Here is a 20,473-nt window from a genome sequence, read left to right on the forward strand (position 1 = left end):
ATCTCACCGGTTTTCTGTAAAGGTGAACATGGACTGCAGCGCGAACATGACGCGATCGAGCAGGAAGCCGATGATGCCGATGGTAAAGACAGCGACCATGATCTTGGCCAGCGACTGTGACGAACCGTTCTGGAATTCATCCCAGACAAATTTGCCAAGGCCAGGGTTCTGCGCCAACATTTCGGCGGCGATCAGCACCATCCAACCCACGCCCAAAGACAGGCGCAGCCCGGTGAAGATCAGCGGCAGCGCCGAGGGCAGTACCAGCTTGGTGATCTTGGCATAGGTGCTCATCTTCAGCACTTTGGAGACGCTGATCAGGTCCTTGTCGATGGAGGCCACCCCAAGCGCTGTGTTGATCAGGGTGGGCCAGAGCGAACAGAGCGTCACGGTGATCGCCGAAACCAGGAAGGATTTTGAAAACATACCGTCATTGGTGGCGTAGACGGCAGAGACCACCATGGTGACAATTGGCAGCCAGGCCAGCGGGCTGACCGGTTTAAAGATCTGAATGATGGGGTTGATGGCGGCATTGGCGGTGGGCGACAGCCCGGCCATGATTCCCAGTGGAATGGCGATGGCCGACCCGATCAGAAAGCCAAAGAACACGGTTTTGATCGAGGTCCAGATCTGCTGGTAATAGGTGGGTTTGCCGGTATAGCTGCGCTGGCGCACCTTGTCGGATTTCCCCGCGGCGATCAGTTTGGCGTTGCGGGCATCCTGACGGTCATAAAAGGCCTCGGCCTTTTCGCCTTCGCGCTGGGCATCCGCATGTAGGTTGCCGACCTGTTCCCAGACCTGTGCCGGGCCGGGAATGGCGCCCAGCGAGGTTTGCACCTTAGGGGCCATGGTAGCCCAGGCGCCGATAAAGATGGCAATGGCGAGCAGCGGAACCCCCAGCAGGCGCCAGATCTCGGTGATCTGCGCCCGCGGGTTGTCCCCGGCGGCGGCTTTCAGAACCGGTGTCAGCCAGGCGAGCCCCAGCACTTGGAACCAGGCGTCTGCCTTGTTGATCCGCGTAAAAAGGCGGGCTCGGCGGGCTTCTGCGGCGAGTGTATCTGGGTCAATGGCGGTCATAACAGGGGGCCTATGATCTGGAGGAATGTGCAAAAGAGAGGCCCGCCGCAGCGCGTGATGCGGCGGGCTGTGGTGTTAATCCAGGATTTCGGATCCTGAGACTGTCTGGCTGCCTTTGAGCCCGATCGGCAGGCTTTCGAGATAGGCATTGGGCGTACGCCCGTCGTAGGCAATGCCGTCGATGATATCTGCTGCCGGGGTTGGTGCTTTGAAGCCATCGCTGTCCCAGGGGAAATCAGTCTCATTGGCCAGGTCTTCATCCACCAGCATGCGGGCTGCCTGGAGATAGATGTCGGGGCGGTAGACAGATTTAGCGGTGTCAAAGAACCACTCATCGGTCTTTGCTTCGGCGATCTGACCCCAGCGGCGCATCTGGCTCAGGTACCAGATTGCATCGGAATAGAAGGGGTAGGTGGCGTTGTAGCGGAAGAAGACGTTGAAATCGGGGACCTCGCGGATGTCGCCTTCTTCATATTCAAAGGTGCCCGTCATCGAATTGGCGATAACGGCTGCGTCTGCGCCCACATATTCGGACCGCGACAGAATATCGACCGCTGCGGGGCGGTTGGCGTTATTGTCTGCGTCCAGCCAGATCGCGGCGCGGATCAGGGCCTTGGTCAGGGCGATGGTGGTATTGGGGTTTTCTGCGGCGAACTCCGCCGAGATGCCAAAGACCTTTTCGGGGTTGTTCTTCCACAGCTCATAATCGGTGATCACGGGCACACCGATCCCCTTGAACACGGCCTGCTGGTTCCAGGGTTCACCAACGCAGTAGCCAAAGATGGTGCCGGCTTCCATGGTGGACGGCATCTGCGGTGGCGGGGTGACGCTGAGGAAAACATCAGCGCCAATCTGGCCGCTGACGTCTTCGGGAGAGTAGAAGCCGGGCTCCAAGCCACCAGCAGCGAGCCAGTAACGCAGCTCGTAGTTATGAGTGGAAACCGGGAACACCATGCCCATTTTGAAGGGCACGCCCTGGTCTTTGTAGTCTTCCACAACGGGCGCAAGGGCGCTGGCGCTGATCGGGTGCTGTGGGCGACCATCCTCCATCAGCGGAATATGCGGCTTCATTTGCTCCCAAATTTCGTTGGAAACGGTGATGCCGTTGCCGTTGAGATCCATGGAGAAAGGCGTGATAATATGGGCTTGGGTGCCATATCCGATGGTTGCCGCCAGCGGTTGGCCTGCCAGCATATGGGCCCCGTCCAGCTGTCCGTCGATCACCCCGTCGAGAAGGACCTTCCAGTTCGCCTGCGCCTCCAGCGTGACAAACAGGCCTTCATCTTCAAAGTAGCCGTTTTCATAGGCCACGGCCAAAGGTGCCATATCGGTGAGCTTGATAAACCCAAGCGTCAGTTCGTCTTTTTCGAGATCCAGAATATCAGCCATAACGGGACTGGCGCAAAAAGCTGTCGACGCGAGTAGCCATTTTAATGTGTTCATTGTTTTGGTCCCTGTCAAAAACGCAAAAAACCGCACGACTGATACATGCGGGAGGAGGTGCATGCACAATCGAGCGGCTTTGCTCTTGAATTTTTTAGCTGGCAACGTTGTCAGCCGGTACAGGCATCGTTGCCTTGGGATTCATCCTGATGCTTCAGACCAAATTTTGCCATCCTATGGTTTCGTGAAGCGCGAGATTTTTTCTGCAATGCAGCATTTGCCTATTAATCGGGCGAATTTGATCCGGCAAAGTCGAAAATTGCGCCGTTAAAAAAGCGATCCGGGGCTGGAATCACCTGCTCCTGGGTGGATGGGAGAGGTGTTGCATTCGGGTTTTTGCCTTCGCTATGTGCAGGAGGTTGGGCCACATCCTCGCCAAAAGGTGTCAGGGCTTCACGATAGATGTCGCTGCGAAAACAGGCCTGGGCAATCCGGCGTGACCGGGCTTCATCAAGGTGATGCCAGCGCGATAATACATCCGCGATCCAGTGGGCCTGGCGACGCCATGGGAAATTGGCGGATCCTTTGTGAAAACTCATAAACTGATCTGTCTGTTTGGGCCGTTGTCCATGTTTGGTGATGAACCGCCCACTGAGCGCCGGATCAATTGCCTGATCAGGGAGATCCAAATGCTGGCTTCGCGTCAGAATTTCGACAGCGAGTGGCGTGTTTTCCGGTTGGTCCAGCCACCAAGCAGCCTTGTAGATGGCCCGGATCATTGCACGGCAGAGGGCAGGATGTTCAGAAGCCCATTTGCGTTGCACCCCCAGCACCTTTTCCGGCGAGAACCCCCAGAGCTTAGCGCCGGGCAGGATCAGCGTTGCATTGCTTTGCTGCACTGCGACAGATCCCCAGGGCTCACCCACACAAAACATATCCAATGTGCCCCCGCGCACGGCATCGGCCATTTTGGGCGGAGGAACGGTCACGATCTCTATGCGATCGGTTGCGAAGCAAGTGGCTTGCGACAGCCAGGCCTCCAGCAACATCCGGTGCATGGAAAACGGAAAGGGCACACCAATGCGAAGCTGCTTGGAGCTTGCCGAAAAAATCGCTTCTGCGCTGCCCAGAGGATCGTCGAAGGTGTTGGTCCATCCTGTTTGCTGCATGTCGCGATCCAAAGCATCGGAGACGCCTATTATGGTGCCGTTGACGGACAGCACCATCAGAACGTCGATATCGCAGGCGAAGCCACCCAAACCCAGTGACATTGCAACCGGCATGGGCGACAGCATATGCGCAAAATCAAGCTGCCCAAACGCCAGCATATCCCGCAGAGCCGACCACGAGGGTTGTTTGACTAAGGTGAGATCAAGCCCCTCCTGGGCGGCGAATTTCAGCTCTTTGGCGACAACCAGCGGCGCACAATCCACAAGCGGAAGATAACCGCAGCGTACTTCTGTCATCTTCATCTCAAAAGCTCCGCTGCCGTCACGAGAGAGGTCGCGACATCAATGACTTTGCGGCCCTGGCCCATCGCTGTTTTTCGCAGCAGCACATAGGCCTCTTCCTCGGAAATATTGCGCGCTTGGATGAGCAAGCCCTTGGCGCGCTCGATCATCTTGCGATCCGACAGCGCCTGTTTTGCGGCGTCCAATTCCGTCTGCATTTTTGCAATCATCCGAAACCGGGCAATTGCCGTTTCAAGCACTGGTTTGATACGGTCCTTTTGCAGACCATTTACCACATAGGCACTTAACCCGGCCGAGATCGCCGCCTGGGTCATTTTTTCATCCGAATGATCCACAAACATGGCAACTGGCCGGTTGCGCGCGTTGGAGACAAGGCTGAGGTGTTCAAGCGTATCGCGATCTGGGTCGGCGAGGTCGATCAAGATGATGTCGGGGTCGTGCTGCTGCACTGCGTGTTCAAGTGCGGTGGGGGACGAAATGACGGTCACGTCGGTCCAGCCGCCCTCCTTGAGAGCGCCAATAATTTCATGCGCTGTGGTTTTGTCCCGCTCGACCACAAGTATGGTTAGATCCGTCTGCATATGAGCTGGATAGTGACCATCGCCACCTAAAGACCAGCCACAAAGGGACGTATTGGGCTGGGCTTAGAACTGTGCCTTCCAGGTGGGCAGTTGGTCACAGGGGCGCGCAAAAAACAGGCGCTTTGAAAGCGTGCGCAGCCCTGTCCAGCAGCCCTGTCCACCTGGGCGCATCAATGGCCAAATGCGTCGATGAAAGGCTGTGTTCGCGGGACGTGTCCGTTGGCTCATGACAAAATCAGTCCAGGCTCTGCGCAAAAAATGCCGTCACCTCATCAAGGATCAGATCATGCATCGCCGCTCGATGGGCGCCGCCATCTTCGCAGATAACTTCGTCTCCTGGCAGTTCCTTGGCCAGAATTTCGTAGCCAGCTGGTTTGCACAGATTGAAGAAATCAAAATGGCTCAAACTGGCTGGCTCAATGTATCGAAAGCTCCCTGAGGGCAGCGCCTTGATCAGCGCGCGGGACTCGATATCCAGCGTCAAACCAGAGTTCATGATCGGGGCGCCGAATACCAGCAAGGGCCTGTCAATCCTGGTCAGGCTTGCGTCCGAAAAGCTCTGGGTTCCGCCGAGATCAAAGACCGCAAATGCGCGAATTCGCTTGTCCGCCAGATCGGCCTGCATCCGCACCCGATCTTCGGGTGTTTGTGCAATCTGCCAATCCGCAAAGATACCGCAGGCCAACTCGCTTGGCATTGTTTCACAAAACCGTTCAAGGCGCTCTGCGTCGTAGCGGGCCCCGGCCAGCGCCAGCGCGGTAAAACCACCAAGTGAATGCCCCGCCATAAAGACGCGATCGGGATCGACTTGCACCGGCAATGTCCCCGGCAAAACCGCAAAATCTATCAGTCGGGTGATGTCGCCCGGGCGCCGCCAAAGCGCCCGCCGCTGGTCCGGGTCGCGTTGCCAGGTTGATGTTCCCGGATGATCAACTGCGGCGACAACAAAGCCTCTGCGGGCCATCTCTGCCGCGAGCCAAGCCTGGTTTCGCGCGTTGCCGAACATGCCATGGGACAGCACAATCAACGGAAAGGCGCCCGGTGCCGCCTTTGCATCCCGGATGACCTGGGCGCCGACCCAAACCGCGCTCTTGAAATCCGGCTGCGTCGGCTCTGCTGAGTCGGTCGGATACCAAATCAGCCCTTCGAGCTCCCGGTCGCTGCGCTCGTCTAGGACAACGAGAGTGCTTAATCCGGCCTCATATGTATGGGCTGCGACTGGAGCAGTCTCTTGTGCTTGCACGGTCAAAGCTGTGAGGCCAGGGGCAGCGTTTCCACGTGGCCTCTCCCTCTTGCGCCGTTTTCACACAGCACCGCTCCAGGCATCGCACTGCAAATCCTGTGAAAGTTCGCGAACGACTTGCTCAGCTTGCAGGCACCATCACGGCTGAGGCCTGCGGCCCTTGTGGTCTCCATCCCAATGGCCCATCTCAAAGGCATGCGCCGCGTCCTCGATTTGGGGTCTCCTCCCTCCGTAACGCCATCACCCCTCCTGATTTAAGCCGAACGATTAAAGCTATTGACTTACACACCTCTTTGGTGATCCACTCTGCGAAACGCTGAAGGTGTGCTGTCCGGTCTGGTTGGAGGGGGCCGCACCCTTTGGAGAAGCGGACCGGACAGGTTTGCAAGGGAGGAAATCATGTTCAAGACAAAGGACAGCCCGCTGTCCCTGGAGACGCGCGACTCGCGGATGCCCGCACGATCAAAACTGGTCACGCGCTACCTCATCGACCGGTGGGCCGAGGAGCGGCCCGAAAAGGTGTTTGCGAAATTCGACGACACCGGCGAGGAATGGTCCTATGCGACCTTCCGGGAGCTCATTCTGCAGACCGCTGTGGGGCTGCAGTCACGGGGGGTGAAGCAGGGCGATCACGTGCTCGTCTGGATGCCGAATTGCCGCGAACAGATCCGCATATTCTTTGCCCTGAACTATCTTGGCGCCGTCTACGGGCCGATCAATACGGCCTACAAAGGCGGACTGCTGGAACATGTCATCGCCGTTTCGGATGCCTCTTTGGCGCTGATCGAGTCCAGTCTGGTAGAGCGGTTGTCGGGTGTCGATCTTGGGAAACTGGACCGTCTGATCGTTACCGGCGGACTGGTCGATAATGCCCCGCTACCGGTGGAGACCTACGAAGACGCGCTGCTGCCACACAGTGGGACGCTGGAGCCGCTGGAGCGCACCATCGAGCCCTGGGACCCGATGTCGGTGGTCTTTACCTCGGGGACGACCGGCCCCTCCAAGGGGGTGCTGATGTCCTATATGCATCTCTATTCAAATGCCGGCCCGGAAACCTGGACCTTCGTCACCGAAGACGACCGTTACATGATCAACGCGCCGATGTTTCATATCGGCGGCTGTGGTCCGATGTTCTGCATGCTGGCGCGCGGGGCCTCTATTGCGATGGTCGACCGGTTCGACACGGCCACCTATTGGGACTCCGTGCGCCGGACCAAAAGCACCGTCGCTTTCCTGCTTGGGGTAATGGCCAGTTTTCTGGAAAAACAGCCCGCCCGCCCCGACGACACAGACAACCCATTGCGCCTGGTGGTGATGGTACCGCTTGCCTCCAACTCCAAAAGTTTCTCCGACCGCTTCGGGCTTGATGTCTTCACGATCTTCAACATGACCGAGGTCTCGACCCCGCTGATTTCGGCCCCAAACCCAGAGGTGCGCGGGACCTGTGGCAAGCCGCGCGATGGTGTCGAAGTGCGCCTGGTGGATGAGCACGACTGCGAGGTGCCGCAGGGCGAAATGGGTGAGATGGTCATCCGCACCGACCGCCCCTGGGCGATGAACAGCGGCTACTACAAAATGCCCGAGGCAACGGCAGAGGCATGGCGCAACGGCTGGTTCCATACTGGCGATGCCTTCATTCAGGACGCGGACGGCAACTTCTTTTTTGCTGACCGGGTCAAAGATGCGATCCGGCGCCGCGGTGAGAACATTTCCTCGTTCGAGGTGGAGAGCGAAGTGCTGGCACACCCCGACGTGGCCGAGGCCGCAGCAGTCGCCGTGCCCAGCGAGCACAGCGAAGACGATGTGCTGATCTGTGTCGCCCCGGTCGAAGGCCGGGAACTGGACCCCGCCCGGCTGATTGAATTCCTGAAGGACCGCCTCGCCTATTTCATGATCCCGCGCTACGTGCGGATCCTGAACAACGGCCTGCCCAAGACCCCAACCGCCAAGGTTCTCAAACACAGGCTTCGTACCGAAGGCAAAACCCCGGACACATGGGACCGGGAGGCCGAGGGGCTACGCATCAAGGGAGAAAGGTTCCGCACCACGGCCTGATTGGCTGTGGCGCGAAAAACGGCACCCTGCACCAGCATTGGCGCGGGGCACGATAGTTTTGCGTTGCATTAGGGAGGAATATATGACGCTCACAGCTGGTATGGTCGGGATGACCTCAACAGAACGGGTTCGCTTTGGGGAATCCGCAGCAGATGCTCTCAGGGCCGAGGCAGAAATGCTTGGCGCCGAACGGGTGGTATTGATCGCCAGCAAATCGCTGGTCGAAAACACGGACGAAATCACCAAGATCGAAACCGCACTGGGGGCGCGTCATGCCGCCACTTTTTCCGGTGTCGAACCGCATGTGCCGCGCGACAATGTGATGGAAGCGACCGAGGTGGCCCGCAAGGCCGACGCCGACCTGATCGTGTCGGTTGGCGGCGGATCGGTGACCGACTGCGCCAAGATCGTGCCGGTGATGCTGAAACACAACGTGCGCACCACCAAAGACATGGACGCCTATCACATCACGGTGGACGACGCCGGGGCCATGGTGATTCCGCAGTTCGAAAGCCAGGATATCCGCACCATCTGCGTGCCAACAACCCTGTCGGGCGGCGAGTTCAACCCACTCTCCGGGGCGACGGACCCGGAGACCAAGCACAAACAAGGCTATCAGGAACGGATGATGGCGCCGGTCACGGTGATCCTTGACCCTGCCCTGACCGTGCACACTCCCGAATGGCTCTGGCTGTCGACCGGGGTTCGGGGTGTCGATCACGCCATTGAAACCCTGCAATCGTTCCAGTCCAACGACTTCTGCGACGGTCTGGCGCAAAGCGCCCTGCGTCTTCTGGTCGAGGGCCTGCCGCGCAGCAAGGCAGACCCGGCCGATCTTGAGGCCCGCATGAAGTGTCAGATTGGCGTCTGGCAGTCCATGCTGCCGATCATTGCCGGAGTCCCAATGGGGGCGAGCCATTCAATCGGCCACGTTCTGGGCGGGCTATGCGACGTGCCGCATGGCTATACCTCCTGCGTGATGTCGCCTTTCGTTCTGCAATGGAACGAGACAATCAATGGCGACCGTCAGGCTCCGATCCGAGCCATCTTTGGCGAGGGCGGCACCGCAGCCTCCAAGCAGGTCGATCAGTTCATCGCGGATCTTGGCATGCCGCGCAGCCTGACGGCGGTGGGTGTGAAAGCCGAACAGCTGCAAAAGATCGCGGAATACACCATGGATGACATCTGGGGCAAAACCAATCCGCGCCAGATCAGCGAACCCTCTGATGTGATGCAGATCCTCGAACTGGCCCGCTGATCCCAGCCCAACGCCAAACCCAAGCCACGAAAAACGCCGCCCTGTCCGGGGCGGCGTTTCCTGTTTTGGCCCCATCAAAACCCGCTCAGGCCAGGTGGCCAGGGCAAACCAGGCCTGCCGTGAGGCTATCAATTAGATTTTCCAGCGCGTTCGGATCACCCCACAGCTTGCCGCCATCCTTTGTCTGCACAAAAGCCGCCTCGCGCGCCGACAAAGAGGCCTGCGCGAACTGATAGAAAAAGACGATACGCTGGTTCAGCACCGCGCGCGGCACCTCGGTCAAGGCCTTGGCGATATGCGCGATGCAGCGCTCAAAACTGTCGTCCCCTTCGGCCTCAACCGCCTGGGTGAACTTGTCGCGGTGGTTCAGCTGCATCACCGAGATGAACCGCATATGACCAAACCCGATGGGCAAATCGGTCCGCGCTTCGGGATCGTTGGTTTCTATGGTTTCCACCTTGCAGATCAGATTAACAACGTCGCGGACGGAAATCGGCGCCCCCGAGGCCTCAAGCGCATCAAGAGCTGCGTTGCGGGCGCGCCGCGTCCGTGTCAGAGCATCCGAGACCAGCTCTCCAATCAGGACGTCCTTGGTGCGAAAATAGTAATGGATGCCCGCCGAGTTCTTGACGTCGGCCGCCGTGAGGATCGCCCGCACCGACACGCCGTCAATGCCCTGCCGCGCAAACAACCGGATCGCCGCGCGTTTGATGCGTTCGCGGGTGTCGTCATCAGCGGTATCCAGGGTCATGCGAACATCCTACTATTTTCAGTATTGGGTCCGTCGATAGCTCAGACAATGCCCCAAGGTCAAAGCCATTCCGGCCAAACCTGCGGATCAGGTTTCGAATGTGAAAGCCTCCGAATCGGCATCCCGGGTCAGCGACCAGAAGTAATCGTTGCGCCAGGGCGAAATCGCCACCACCCGCCCGCGACTGTTGCGATACCAGTTTTCGGTGCCCTGATGGGTCCAGACCATTTTGTTATGTGCCGCGTCGATACGGGCATTGTAGCTTTCATGGGCCTGCGCGGTCACCGCGACGGTCTGCGCATTCCGCTCGAACATCCGGCTGATGATCGACAAAATGAACGAGGTTTGCAGCTCGATTGCCTTAATCATGCTGCCGCCATGTCCCAGCCCGACATTCGGCCCAAGGATGGTGAAAAAGTTCGGGAACCCCGGCACCATCGAGCCGATATAGGCGGAGGGATTGTCCGTCTCCCAGGCGTCCTTCAGATGCTGGCCGCCCTGTCCGATGATCTCATAGGAGGACTGCATCTCAGCCGCCTTAAAGCCCGTGGCATAGACCAAAACATCCGCCTCTGAGGTGGAGCCGTCTGCTGCGACCAGCGTGCTGCCCTCGATACGCGACAGACGCGCGGGCACCAGTTCGGCGTTTGGCTTGGTCAGGGTCCGGTACCAGCCATTGTCCAAAAGGATGCGCTTACCGTAGGGCGGGAAATCGGGAAGCATCTCCTGCAGAAGATCCTGACGGTCCCCCAACTCTGCCTTCACATACGCGGTAAAGATCTGACGGTGCCGGTCATTTGTTGCGTTCAATGCCTTGTCAGGTTCGGGCCAGGTTGGATCCTTTTGCAGCGATTCATGGATACGGTCGTTGAATGTCCAGAATTGCCGGATGCGATACCACTGCTGATACAGCGGCACCGTCATCAAGAGATAGCGCACCGGGTCAGGCACCTTTTTCTGAAACTGCGGAAACGGCGCGGCCCATTGCTTGGAGCGGGCAAAAACCGTCAGCTTTTCGACCTTGTCGATAATGGCCGGGGCGACCTGCATGCCCGAGGCGCCATTGCCCACCAAAGCGACACGCTTGCCCTTAACATCCAGATCCTCGGGCCATTGAGCCGTGTGGGTCGCGACGCCCGAAAAAGTCTCTGCCCCCGGGATGTCCGGTATCTGGGGCGTGTTCAGAACGCCGACTGCGCTCATCAGAATATCGCAGGTTTCGGTACGCGTGCCATCGGGCCCGGTCATGGTGACCTGCCATTTTCTGGTCTCGTCATTCCAGCGGGCCTCATCGACGCGCGTTTCAAACCGCGTTGCCTGTCGCAGATCAAACCGGTCCGCGACGGATTGGAAATAGGTCAGCAGCTCACCCTGAAGAGCAAAGTAGCGCGACCAGTCATTTGGCGCAAAGGAGAAGGAATAGATGTGGTTTGGAGTATCCACCCCGGCGCCGGGGTATCGGTTTTCCCACCAGGTGCCACCAAAGTCCTCGTTCTTTTCGATGATTTCAAAATCAACCCCCATCTGCTGGAGGTTCACCCCGGCACATATTCCCGACACCCCGGCACCGATGACAAGCGCGCGTGTCCCCGCAGGCCAGGTCACCTGTGGGCTGAGCCTATGTTCGCTCAGCCCCAAATCGGATGCGATGACTTCGCCATAGCTATCGGGCACCGGTTCGTGCATCGACACGGACAGCATGTTCGCCAGCGTCTGATGATCGGGGGCCGGGATCGCCAGTTGAACCCCATCCAGCCAGGCAAAAATCGCCTGCTGCGCTGCATCCCGGATCTCGTCCTGGATTTCCGGCGGCAGTCCACCGTCATCGTTGTCATCAAGACCACGCGCACGACCGGGGGTGTAGGGTGGGCGTAACCAACGGGCATCACCAGACATTTGATAGAGAACCGCAAGCAGCGTCGGAATGTTGCCCTGTCTGATCCCCGCTCGCAAAAGATCGCGGTCCACGCCTGTCTTTAGCGCTTTGTTCTGAATGGTCATTGGTATGCTCCTCCCTTCCCGATTGACGGGCTTGAAATCATTGTCTATTCCATGAAGTCAAATGACTCAAGCAAATGACTTAAACGCTCTGAGCAGAGCTGGCAACCGCCTTTCGGTGCGCTCAGGACCGAAACTGGCGCTTGGCGGTCGCGCCACGCCGCGCAAGGCGCAGCGGCATTGGGAGGAGGAGGAAACAATGGACACCAATCAGAAGCGCTGGTCGAGCGCTGTCGAAACGCCTGTGGGCAGCACTCGGATCTGTGGCAGGGTGGCCCCGGGTTTTGAGCCCCTTGCCGAGGCATTTTGTGACAACTTCACAGCCCGAGGCGAGGTCGCCGCCTCTGTCCACCTAGAGTGGCGCGGCAAGGAGGTGCTGAGCCTTTGGGGCGGCCGGGTCAGCGATACCCAAGACTGGCACGAAGACACGCTCAGCGTGGTTTTCTCCGCGACAAAGCCCGCAACGGCCCTGTGTATTCACCTGCTTGCCCAGCGCGGCGTGATCGCACTGGATGCGCCCGTCGCCGACTACTGGCCTGCCTTCGCAAGCCACGGCAAGGACGGGATATCCGTGGACATGGTTCTTGACCATTCGGCAGGGGTGCCCGCTCTGACAGAGCCGCTGAAGCCCGATTGCCTGACGGACCACGCCTATATGGCACAAGCGCTGGAACAGGCGCACCCGATGTTCGTGCCGGGAACACGGACCGCCTATCATCCGGTGACCGGGGGCTTCATCCTTGCCGAGATCATCCGGCGCACCGATGGGCGCACATTGGGCCAGTTCTTTGCCGAAGAAATCGCAGCCCCCCTGGGCATTGAGTTCTGGATCGGCCTGCCCGAAAATCAGGACCACCGCGTCGCTCCGATCCGACATTTTGTGCCACAAAAAGGGGGCGCGCCGACTGCCTTTGGCATGGCGCTGCGCGACAAGACCTCCCCCCAGGCCCTGTTCTTTTTCAACCACGGCGACTGGATGGCCAAGGGGGTCAACACCCGCGCCGGACGTGCCGCCGAAATCGGGGCCGCCTCAGGGATCACCAATGCCCGCGGCCTGGCCCGCCTGCATGGCGCCATGCGCCCGGGGGGGCGCCTTGGCCTCACCCAGGACACCTGCGATCGCTTTGCCCGGACCACATCAGCAACCCATTGCGATGGCATGCTGCTGCAGCCGACGCGGTTCGGGGGCGGTTTCATGCATCGAATGGACAATTGCAGCAGCGCTGACAGGCCGGCTCGTGGCGACAGCATCCTGATCCCAGACCAGGCTTTTGGCCATGTCGGCGCCGGCGGCAGCTTTGCCTTTTGCGACCCCTCCCGTGATCTCGCCATCGGTTACGCGATGACGCAGATGGGCGAGGGTTTTCTGGTCAACGACCGTGGGGCGGCTCTGATTGCCGCTCTCAATGCGTGTGATCTGGGAGCGTCCACATGACCGGAGCCGCCCCGCCTCTGCTTATCCGGATCGAAACTGCGCTTGGCCGCGTGATCCGCGTCGTTGCCATAGCTGCGGGCTTTGCCATCGTCCTGATGATGCTGCACGTCACGGCTGATGTCACGCTGCGCTATCTGCGTGGCAGCGGCCTTCCTGGTACGCTGACCATCGTCAGTTATTACTACATGGTCATTGTCGCCTTTGTGCCGCTTGGACTGGCTGAACTGCGCCGCGCCCATATCCAGATGGAGCTGGTGACCGACTTGATGCCCCGGCAGGCCGCACGATGGGTTACCGGCTGGGGTCTGGTGCCCACGGGTCTGGTCACGGGCGCATTGGCGGTGCGCGGGGTCGAAGAGGCCTTGAACCAGATGCAGATCGGCGCGGCGCAGGTGCAAGGCACCACCTCCATTGCCACCTGGCCCGCACATTTCGCCCTGCCCCTTGGCGCCGGGCTAATGACCCTGCTGATCATCCTGCGTTTCCTGCAGTTTCTTGCCTTTGGCATGGATCCAACAACGGGGCTGCGCACCGCAGAGGAGACCAAAGATGAGTGATATCGAAATCGGGCTCTACGGCCTCGGCCTTCTTTTTGTTCTGATCTCCCTGCGCATTCCCATCGGCATCGCGATGATCGGCGTGTCCTTTGGTGGCCTTTACCTGCTGGGCGGATGGCGGATCGCCTGGGCCAGCCTGGGGCTGCTGCCCTTCAACTTTGCGGCTAGTTGGGTGCTGAGCGCGGTTCCCATGTTCCTGCTGCTCGGCTTTCTGTGCTACCACGCAAAACTAACCGAAGGCCTGTTCAGGGCCGCACGCGTCTGGCTACAGGGCATGCCCGGCGGTCTCGCCATTGCCTCGGTGCTCGGATCGGCAGGCTTCGCCGCCGTGTCCGGATCGTCCATCGCCTGTTCGGCAACGATGGGGCGGATCGCGGTGCCAGAGATGACACGGGCTGGCTATCACCCCGAACTTGCCACCGGCACCGTCGCGGTCGCCGGCACCATTGGGGCGCTGATCCCACCCTCCGTGATCATGCTGATCTTTGCGGTAATCGCCAAGGTGCCCGTCACTGACCTTTTTGTCTCTGGCATCGCAGCGGGGCTGGTCACCGCCCTTGGCTATATCCTCGTGATTCTGATCCGCGTGAAATTGAACCCGAGCCTTGCCCCACGCGACGACAATCCTTTGCCAATCCGCGAACGCTTCCTGATGACCAAGGACACCTGGCCCATCCTCCTGATCATGCTTGGCGTCTTTACTGGTCTGTTCTCCGGTGTGTTCACAGCCACCGAAGCCGGCGCGATCGGGGCCTTTCTTGCGACCCTTGTTGCGATGCTAAAGCGCACCCTCACCTGGAGCGTGATTTTGGCGGCGATATCGGACACCGTCCTGACCACCTCGACGATGATCATCATCGGTGTCGGTGCCACGGTTCTGACCCGCTTTCTGGCCTTTTCCGGCGCCGGGGACTTTCTCAGCGACCTCGTGGTGCAGAGCACCTCAAACCCCGTCATCATCATGCTCGGCCTCGTAGTGCTCTATCTGTTTCTGGGCCTGTTCCTCGAACCCGTGGGAGCGATGCTTTTGACCCTGCCGCTGGTTCTGCCCATCATCAGGGAAACCGGATTCGATATGATCTGGAAACGGGCCTTTGCACCGCCCCCATTGGCGCAAAGTCGAGGGCGGATCTTGGATCCTGCAACTGCGTTCTGGGGTGGCGCACCCGGACCTTTTTTCCATGGCGTGCGGCGGTGATCAGCTGCGGCGCCATCAGGATCACAGGAATGCAACAAAAGCGTCACCGGGCTGTTTCACTCGCACGGTAGCGACGCGCAGAGCCCGCGCCGGGTGAAATATATGACATGAGGGTGCTTTTATGAAAACGACTCGCCGTTCCGCGATTAAGTTGGGGGCCGCCGCTGTTGCGGCGCCGCTGGTCCTGCGCGCCACCGATGCGCTTGCCTCTTCGGGCAGCGTCAAAGTGCTGGCCTGGCAGGACTATATCCAGCCCAATATCAGAGAAAAATTCGAAGCCGACACCGGCATCAAACTGGAATTGACCACATTCGGCTCGAATGACGAAGCCGAGTCGACCATCCGCGCCAATGGCGGCAAGGGGTTTGACATCGTCTTCCCGTCGATCACCAACGCATCGGGCTATATCGACGACAACGGCGACAGTTTCTTCGCAGAAGTCCCCGCCGACGTTAAAATCGACAACGTGATCCCGTCGTTCCTGCGCGACAGCGCCAGCTTGGGCGGCATGCAAGCCGGCAAACAAGTCCTGTTGCCATTCGACTGGGGCACCGAAGGTTTGACCCTGAACCGTGGCAAGCTCGACATCTCGGATGCCGATCTCAGCTTTGGGGACCTGTGGCGTCCCGAGGCCAAAGGCGCTGCGGCCTTCCGTCAAAAGTCGGTCATCATGGGCACCGGCCTCTACCTTGATGCCATTGGCGAAGTTCCGTCCAACCGCATGCTTGACGTTTACAAATCCGAAGAGGATGCACGCCGGGTTTGGGGCGCTATTGCTGGCTGGATCATCGAACGCAAAGCCAACTTTGGCGCCTTCTGGAACAATGCAACCGAAGCCACCGCCGCCTTCAAGGATGCGGGCTGCGTCATCGGCCAGACCTGGGACACCACCGGCCTGCTGCTGAACCGCGAAGATGACAATTTTGTCTACCGCGCGCCAAAAGAAGGCATCATCACCTGGCTCGACAGCTTCGGCATGCTGAAACAGGCGATGAACCCCGAACAGGCTGTAGCCTTCATGAACTTCATGCTGCAGCCAGAAGTGGGTGGCATGTTCGCCAACAACACGGGCTACAACTCGGCTGTGATGGGGGCGGCAGACCATGCCTCCGAGAACTTCAAGCGCCAGTTCAACGACGTCTACACTGCGGACGTTCTGGGCAACATGTGGTGGTGGCAGGCGGATACGCCGTTCTTTGCCCCAATCCGCAACGAGTTTGTGGAAATCATCACCAACGCCTGATCGGCAGGGTGGGTTTTCGAAACAACTTGGGGGGAGGCGTCCGCGCCTCTCCCACTCTTTTTTCCGGGGGCAATCATGCGCGGCAAGGACGTCACACTCGACAATATGTCGATCACCTATCCCAATGGGTTCAGGGCGGTGCAGCCCACCAACCTGACCATTCAGGCGGGTGAGTTTTTTTCGATCCTCGGGCCGTCGGGCTGTGGCAAGACGACGATTTTGCGCGCCGTCTCCGGGTTTATTGAGCCCTCCGAGGGGGAGGTGCGGATCGGCGGTCAGAACATGGCCGGGATCGGCCCGAACACCCGGCCAACCGCGCTGATCTTTCAGAACCTCGCACTGTTTCCGCTGATGCCAGTGTGGGAAAACGTGGCCTTTGGTCTGGAATCCCGCGGCTTGTCCAAACGCGACCGCCGCGCCCAGGCGCAAAAGCTGCTTGAACTGGTCGCTCTGGGCGATCAGGCGGAGAAGAAACCGGGAGAGCTGTCGGGCGGTCAACGCCAGCGGGTGGCAATTGCCAGGGCATTGGCCGTAGAACCCGCTGTATTGCTGTTGGATGAGCCGCTGTCGGCTTTGGATTTGAAGCTGCGTCAGCACATGCGGGCCGAGTTGCGGGCCATCCAGAAACAGACCGGTGTGACCTTCATCTACATTACCCACGACCAGGGTGAGGCCCTGACAATGTCCGACAGGATTGCCGTGATGAACGAAGGCCGGATCGAACAGGTTGGCACCGGCGACGAGATCTATTCGGCCCCGCAAACCGCGTTCACGGCCTCCTTCGTGGGCGAAGCCAACCGCCTGGAGGGGCGGGTAATGGCGGCCAGCGAGGGCATGGCGGACATAGAAACTCCGATGGGCCGGTTCCGCGCCCGCAACCCGCGCGACCTTGCCCCCGGAGCCGAGGCGATGCTGTTCGTTCGACCCGAAGCGATGCTGCTGGGACATGGGGAAAACAAGCTATTGGCCCGGATGCAACGCCGCGATCTGGAAGGCGCCTTTCTCAATCTGTTTTTTGATGCCCAAGGCACTGAACTGGCGGTGCACATCACCAACGACGGACAGGTCCATCTGCCCTCGGAAGGTGATACCAAAATCGGGTTCCGCGCCGAGAGTGCCGTGATCTTACCCTCTGGCCCCCTTGCGCGCACCGGGCAAGAGCTGGCCGCGCAATGAAGGGTTTGCTGAAAGGCTATGGGGCCGCTCTCTCCGCCTTCTTCTTTGGCGCGGTGCTGGTCTGGGGATTGATCCTGATCATCCTGCCGCAGCTGACCATGCTGGAACGTGCCATCACCGCGCCCAAACGCGGGCTTGATAGTTCGGTGGCGCTGAGCCTGTCACGCGACGCCCAGACCTGTATCTCGGTGCTGAAAACCTATGAAATGCAGCCCGATGCCGAAGCAGCCTCCGCAGGCGGGATGGGCATTCCATCGGCCTCCGGCATGGCTGTTCCGTCTTCCTCCGGTATGGCCGTACCCTCGGCAACAGGCCAAACCCCTGCCCAGGCAACGCGGCCCTATATCTTGCAATGCGACAGGGCCAATACACATAAATCTCTTGTGCGGGCGAGCGGGGAGCCATCGCAGTATCTAGATACGCTATATGGCCTGCCAGTGATGGCTGTCTCGGATGCCGACACCGTTGAAAAACAAATCGCAACCGCAGAAAAAATCTCCGAACGGGCGAAAGCGCTGTTTGTCGATCTCAAGGCCCGTGAAGCCCGCGCCACCCCCTACACCCTGGCCAATTTTGGCTGGCTGACACAGGCCCGGATGATCCCCCTGTCGGAGACGCAAAAGACCATCGAAGATGCCAAGCTGTCCAAAAAGCTGATCGGCCTGATTGGCCTGCGCTTTGAACGCGACGGCAAAGTCTACGAACGTATCGGCCTCATCACCCTGGCGCGCACGCTCAGCTTTGCGATTGCCGCCACCGCGCTGGCCTTGCTGCTGTGCTATCCTATGGCCTACAAAGTGGCCCTGGCCACCACGCCGGAACGGGCCGTATGGCTGTTTCTTGGCCTTGTCATTCCCTATGCCATTGTCGAGCTGATGCGGATCTATGCCTGGACTGTGATCATCGACAACAACGGGCTGCTCAACGGGGTGTTGCAGTGGCTGCATGTTGTCGACGACCCGATCCAGTTCAAACGCTTTCCTGGCACCGTTTTTGTGGTGATCGTCTACACCTATGTGCTGTTCATGGTGTTCCCGATCTACAACGTGATGAATACGCTGGACCGCAATCAGATCGAGGCCGCCAAGGATCTGGGAGCCTCGACCTGGCGCGTCCACTGGCGGATCATCATCCCCCATTCCAAGCCCGGCATCGCTGTGGGCGCAATTGCCACCTTCATGTTATCGGCCGGGGCCTTTTCCGTGCCCCGCATCATCAGTCGCGGGCTACAGGCCGAATGGTTCAGCCAGACGATCTACAATAAGTTCTTTGAATCCGAGAACTCGAATGTCGGGGCGGCCTACAGCTTTGCCTATACCATGGTTTGTTTCGTGCTTGTGGGCCTGTTCATGTGGCTCATGCGTACGCGGCTCAAAGATTTCGCGAGGGTGCAATGACCGATTTGACTCAGACCCCGGCTGTGCCGCCAACCAAACCGGTGCGCTTTGGCATTAGCTCTGCTGGCCTGCTGAACGCCTATACCTGGGCGTTCCTCGCCTTTATGTTCGCGCCGCTCCTGCTCATGGTGCTGTCCTCCTTCAACGATACCTCGCCCCCCTCGGTCACCCAGTGGGAAGGCTTCACCGGCAAGTGGTATGCCTATTTCTGGATGTCCGAGACCGAGATGCGCGCCGACCCGGTGTTACGGGCACTGGATCGCGACCGTTTTGTCGGCTGTTTTGGAAATTCGCTTTATGTGGCGGCATTTGTGGTGCCGCTGTCGCTGATCCTTGGCTTGTCCGGGGCCGTGCTGCTGACCCGCTGGCGCTCGCGTGCCAACGGAGTGCTGTGGTGGATCCTGCTGTCGCCGATGCTGGCACCAGGCATCGTGCTGGGGCTGTCGGCGCTGGTCTTTTGGGGCCGCTTGGGCGTGAATGCCGGGCTTTTTACCATCATCATGGCGCAGACCACATTTGTCGCCGGCTACCCGATGCTGATCCTGATGGCGCGCCTGCAACGTCAGCCGATCGAACTGGAAGAGGCCGCGCTGGATCTCGGCGCTTCGCCCTTCCGGGTGTTTCGCCGTCTAACCTTGCCCTACCTGTTCCCGGCGCTGGTCTCGGCGGCGGTGATCGGCTTTATGGCCAGTATCGAGAATTACAACACCACCATGTTCGCCAAGGGCGGGTCCTGTACCTTTGCCACCGAAATTGGTGCGATGGCGCGCAATCCCAATGGCCACCCTCCTGTGATCAACGCCGTCGGCACGATCATCATCGCGTTGACCGTTCTGGCGGCCACCGCCCATGCCTTTATGTCCCGGCGCGAGGCGCAAAAGTGATCCGCGCCCGCTGTCATCCAAAACTGCGCCCGCTTTTACCCGAACCGGTGCCAGCGGCCCAGACCCTGCCCGACTGGCTGAAATCCATGCCCTCGGAGGTTGCGGCCCCCAGTCTTGGCGGCGAAGTAGTGCGTACACTGAAGCACTGCCCGCCCATTATTGATGCGCTGTCGTCCGGTGTCATCATCCCGCTGGCCACGGATCTGCACATCAGCAACGGTGAGATCGCCTGGGATTGGGATCCGCCGATCCTACAGGATGCGCTGATTTCGCGCGCGCCGGTTGGGCTGCATGTGCCGGAACAGGCCAGTGGCGCCCCGTTCAAGCTGGCCAGCAATGCGGTGGTAAAGTTCATCAACTTCTGGACACTCGAGACGCCACCGGGCTGGTCGCTGCTGTTCACCCATCCGCTAAACCGGGAAGACCTGCCCTTTCGCGCGCTATCCGGTGTTGTTGACTGTGATCTGTACAAAGACGGCTACGTCCATTTCCCAGCGCTTTGGACCGACCCCAATTTCGAAGGCACACTGGCCAAAGGAACACCTGTCGCACAGGTCTTTGCAATCCAGCGCGCGGCCCTTGCGCTGGATGTTGGTGTCATGACGGAGGACGAAATCGCCCGCAACCGCGAGGTTCAGCACGCACTGGGCCAGGAACGCGGCGTGTATCGCAAGAGCTTCCGGCAGCGGCACCGCCCCGGTTAGGGGTCACGCAGGTCATTTTGCCATGTGATCGTAGTGCAGCCAGACAAATCGCAACAGCTGT

At 59.6% G+C, this 20,473-nt stretch carries 17 protein-coding genes; 10 read left to right on the top strand and 7 right to left on the bottom strand.

The window, feature by feature from the left end:
* Nucleotides 1–3: 3 nt before the first annotated feature.
* The 5 genes from JZI28_RS17925 to JZI28_RS17945 all read right to left on the bottom strand — a co-directional run bounded on the left by JZI28_RS17925 (nt 4) and on the right by JZI28_RS17945 (nt 5,756).
* Nucleotides 4–1,077 (bottom strand): ABC transporter permease, encoded by a 1,074-nt coding sequence (locus JZI28_RS17925; protein ID WP_375698473.1) that lies wholly within the window; start codon nt 1,075–1,077, stop codon nt 4–6.
* Between the two features lie 75 nt (nt 1,078–1,152).
* Entirely contained in the window at nt 1,153–2,466 is a 1,314-nt protein-coding gene (locus JZI28_RS17930; RefSeq protein WP_375698474.1) for a CmpA/NrtA family ABC transporter substrate-binding protein, read from the bottom strand.
* A 278-nt stretch (nt 2,467–2,744) separates the two neighbouring features.
* On the bottom strand, nt 2,745–3,926 hold the full coding sequence (locus tag JZI28_RS17935; protein ID WP_375698475.1) for a CmpA/NrtA family ABC transporter substrate-binding protein: 1,182 nt from the start codon (nt 3,924–3,926) through the stop codon (nt 2,745–2,747).
* A gap of 2 nt (nt 3,927–3,928) precedes the next feature.
* A complete protein-coding gene (locus tag JZI28_RS17940; RefSeq protein WP_295448409.1) occupies nt 3,929–4,513 on the bottom strand; it encodes an ANTAR domain-containing response regulator in 585 nt (194 codons plus the stop codon).
* A gap of 235 nt (nt 4,514–4,748) precedes the next feature.
* Nucleotides 4,749–5,756 (bottom strand): alpha/beta hydrolase family protein, encoded by a 1,008-nt coding sequence (locus tag JZI28_RS17945; protein WP_375700119.1) that lies wholly within the window; start codon nt 5,754–5,756, stop codon nt 4,749–4,751.
* 399 nt (nt 5,757–6,155) lie between these two features.
* Here JZI28_RS17945 and JZI28_RS17950 point away from each other — a divergent pair, with 399 nt between their 5' ends.
* A complete protein-coding gene (locus JZI28_RS17950; protein WP_375698476.1) occupies nt 6,156–7,811 on the top strand; it encodes an AMP-binding protein in 1,656 nt (551 codons plus the stop codon).
* A gap of 82 nt (nt 7,812–7,893) precedes the next feature.
* A complete protein-coding gene (locus tag JZI28_RS17955) occupies nt 7,894–9,069 on the top strand; it encodes an iron-containing alcohol dehydrogenase (protein ID WP_375698477.1) in 1,176 nt (391 codons plus the stop codon).
* An 85-nt stretch (nt 9,070–9,154) separates the two neighbouring features.
* Here the strand turns inward: JZI28_RS17955 and JZI28_RS17960 are convergent, their stop codons facing one another.
* Both JZI28_RS17960 and JZI28_RS17965 read right to left on the bottom strand, forming a co-directional pair.
* Nucleotides 9,155–9,820, bottom strand: a complete 666-nt coding sequence (locus tag JZI28_RS17960; RefSeq protein ID WP_375698478.1) for a TetR/AcrR family transcriptional regulator — start codon at nt 9,818–9,820, stop codon at nt 9,155–9,157.
* Between the two features lie 87 nt (nt 9,821–9,907).
* Nucleotides 9,908–11,821, bottom strand: coding sequence for a flavin-containing monooxygenase (locus JZI28_RS17965; protein WP_375698479.1), 1,914 nt, complete (start codon nt 11,819–11,821; stop codon nt 9,908–9,910).
* A gap of 196 nt (nt 11,822–12,017) precedes the next feature.
* Between JZI28_RS17965 and JZI28_RS17970 the strand changes: the two genes are divergently transcribed.
* The 8 genes from JZI28_RS17970 (at nt 12,018) to JZI28_RS18005 (ending at nt 20,412) form a co-directional block, all read left to right on the top strand.
* On the top strand, nt 12,018–13,253 hold the full coding sequence (locus tag JZI28_RS17970; RefSeq protein WP_375698480.1) for a serine hydrolase domain-containing protein: 1,236 nt from the start codon (nt 12,018–12,020) through the stop codon (nt 13,251–13,253).
* Nucleotides 13,250–13,810, top strand: coding sequence for a TRAP transporter small permease (locus JZI28_RS17975; protein WP_297339350.1), 561 nt, complete (start codon nt 13,250–13,252; stop codon nt 13,808–13,810). The genes JZI28_RS17970 and JZI28_RS17975 overlap by 4 nt, the downstream gene beginning before the upstream one ends.
* Nucleotides 13,803–15,008 carry a TRAP transporter large permease gene (locus tag JZI28_RS17980; RefSeq protein WP_375698481.1) on the top strand — a complete coding sequence of 402 codons (1,206 nt, stop codon included), beginning with the start codon at nt 13,803–13,805 and terminating at the stop codon, nt 15,006–15,008. The genes JZI28_RS17975 and JZI28_RS17980 overlap by 8 nt, the downstream gene beginning before the upstream one ends.
* Before the next feature lie 121 nt (nt 15,009–15,129).
* On the top strand, nt 15,130–16,251 hold the full coding sequence (locus JZI28_RS17985) for an extracellular solute-binding protein (protein ID WP_353396970.1): 1,122 nt from the start codon (nt 15,130–15,132) through the stop codon (nt 16,249–16,251).
* Between the two features lie 75 nt (nt 16,252–16,326).
* Nucleotides 16,327–17,427 carry an ABC transporter ATP-binding protein gene (locus JZI28_RS17990; protein WP_375698482.1) on the top strand — a complete coding sequence of 367 codons (1,101 nt, stop codon included), beginning with the start codon at nt 16,327–16,329 and terminating at the stop codon, nt 17,425–17,427.
* A complete protein-coding gene (locus tag JZI28_RS17995; protein WP_375698483.1) occupies nt 17,424–18,824 on the top strand; it encodes an ABC transporter permease in 1,401 nt (466 codons plus the stop codon). The genes JZI28_RS17990 and JZI28_RS17995 overlap by 4 nt, the downstream gene beginning before the upstream one ends.
* Nucleotides 18,821–19,708: an ABC transporter permease gene (locus JZI28_RS18000; RefSeq protein ID WP_375698484.1), complete on the top strand. Its 888-nt coding sequence runs from the start codon at nt 18,821–18,823 to the stop codon at nt 19,706–19,708. Before JZI28_RS17995 ends, JZI28_RS18000 begins: the two co-directional genes overlap by 4 nt.
* Entirely contained in the window at nt 19,705–20,412 is a 708-nt protein-coding gene (locus tag JZI28_RS18005) for a hypothetical protein (protein WP_375698485.1), read from the top strand. Before JZI28_RS18000 ends, JZI28_RS18005 begins: the two co-directional genes overlap by 4 nt.
* Nucleotides 20,413–20,473 lie beyond the last annotated feature (61 nt).

It is taken from the genome of Pseudophaeobacter sp. TrK17, from assembly GCF_042192375.1.
Taxonomy (GTDB): domain Bacteria; phylum Pseudomonadota; class Alphaproteobacteria; order Rhodobacterales; family Rhodobacteraceae; genus Pseudophaeobacter.

Bases quoted from the DNA above. Each gene is read 5' to 3' on its own strand.
- JZI28_RS17925 (WP_375698473.1), bottom strand. From the start codon at position 1,077: ATGACCGCCATTGACCCAGATACACTCGCCGCAGAAGCCCGCCGAGCC.
- JZI28_RS17930 (WP_375698474.1), bottom strand. From the start codon at position 2,466: ATGGCTGATATTCTGGATCTCGAAAAAGACGAACTGACGCTTGGGTTT.
- JZI28_RS17935 (WP_375698475.1), bottom strand. From the start codon at position 3,926: ATGACAGAAGTACGCTGCGGTTATCTTCCGCTTGTGGATTGTGCGCCG.
- JZI28_RS17940 (WP_295448409.1), bottom strand. From the start codon at position 4,513: ATGCAGACGGATCTAACCATACTTGTGGTCGAGCGGGACAAAACCACA.
- JZI28_RS17950 (WP_375698476.1), top strand. From the start codon at position 6,156: ATGTTCAAGACAAAGGACAGCCCGCTGTCCCTGGAGACGCGCGACTCG.
- JZI28_RS17955 (WP_375698477.1), top strand. From the start codon at position 7,894: ATGACGCTCACAGCTGGTATGGTCGGGATGACCTCAACAGAACGGGTT.
- JZI28_RS17960 (WP_375698478.1), bottom strand. From the start codon at position 9,820: ATGACCCTGGATACCGCTGATGACGACACCCGCGAACGCATCAAACGC.
- JZI28_RS17965 (WP_375698479.1), bottom strand. From the start codon at position 11,821: ATGACCATTCAGAACAAAGCGCTAAAGACAGGCGTGGACCGCGATCTT.
- JZI28_RS17970 (WP_375698480.1), top strand. From the start codon at position 12,018: ATGGACACCAATCAGAAGCGCTGGTCGAGCGCTGTCGAAACGCCTGTG.
- JZI28_RS17975 (WP_297339350.1), top strand. From the start codon at position 13,250: ATGACCGGAGCCGCCCCGCCTCTGCTTATCCGGATCGAAACTGCGCTT.
- JZI28_RS17980 (WP_375698481.1), top strand. From the start codon at position 13,803: ATGAGTGATATCGAAATCGGGCTCTACGGCCTCGGCCTTCTTTTTGTT.
- JZI28_RS17985 (WP_353396970.1), top strand. From the start codon at position 15,130: ATGAAAACGACTCGCCGTTCCGCGATTAAGTTGGGGGCCGCCGCTGTT.
- JZI28_RS17990 (WP_375698482.1), top strand. From the start codon at position 16,327: ATGCGCGGCAAGGACGTCACACTCGACAATATGTCGATCACCTATCCC.
- JZI28_RS17995 (WP_375698483.1), top strand. From the start codon at position 17,424: ATGAAGGGTTTGCTGAAAGGCTATGGGGCCGCTCTCTCCGCCTTCTTC.
- JZI28_RS18000 (WP_375698484.1), top strand. From the start codon at position 18,821: ATGACCGATTTGACTCAGACCCCGGCTGTGCCGCCAACCAAACCGGTG.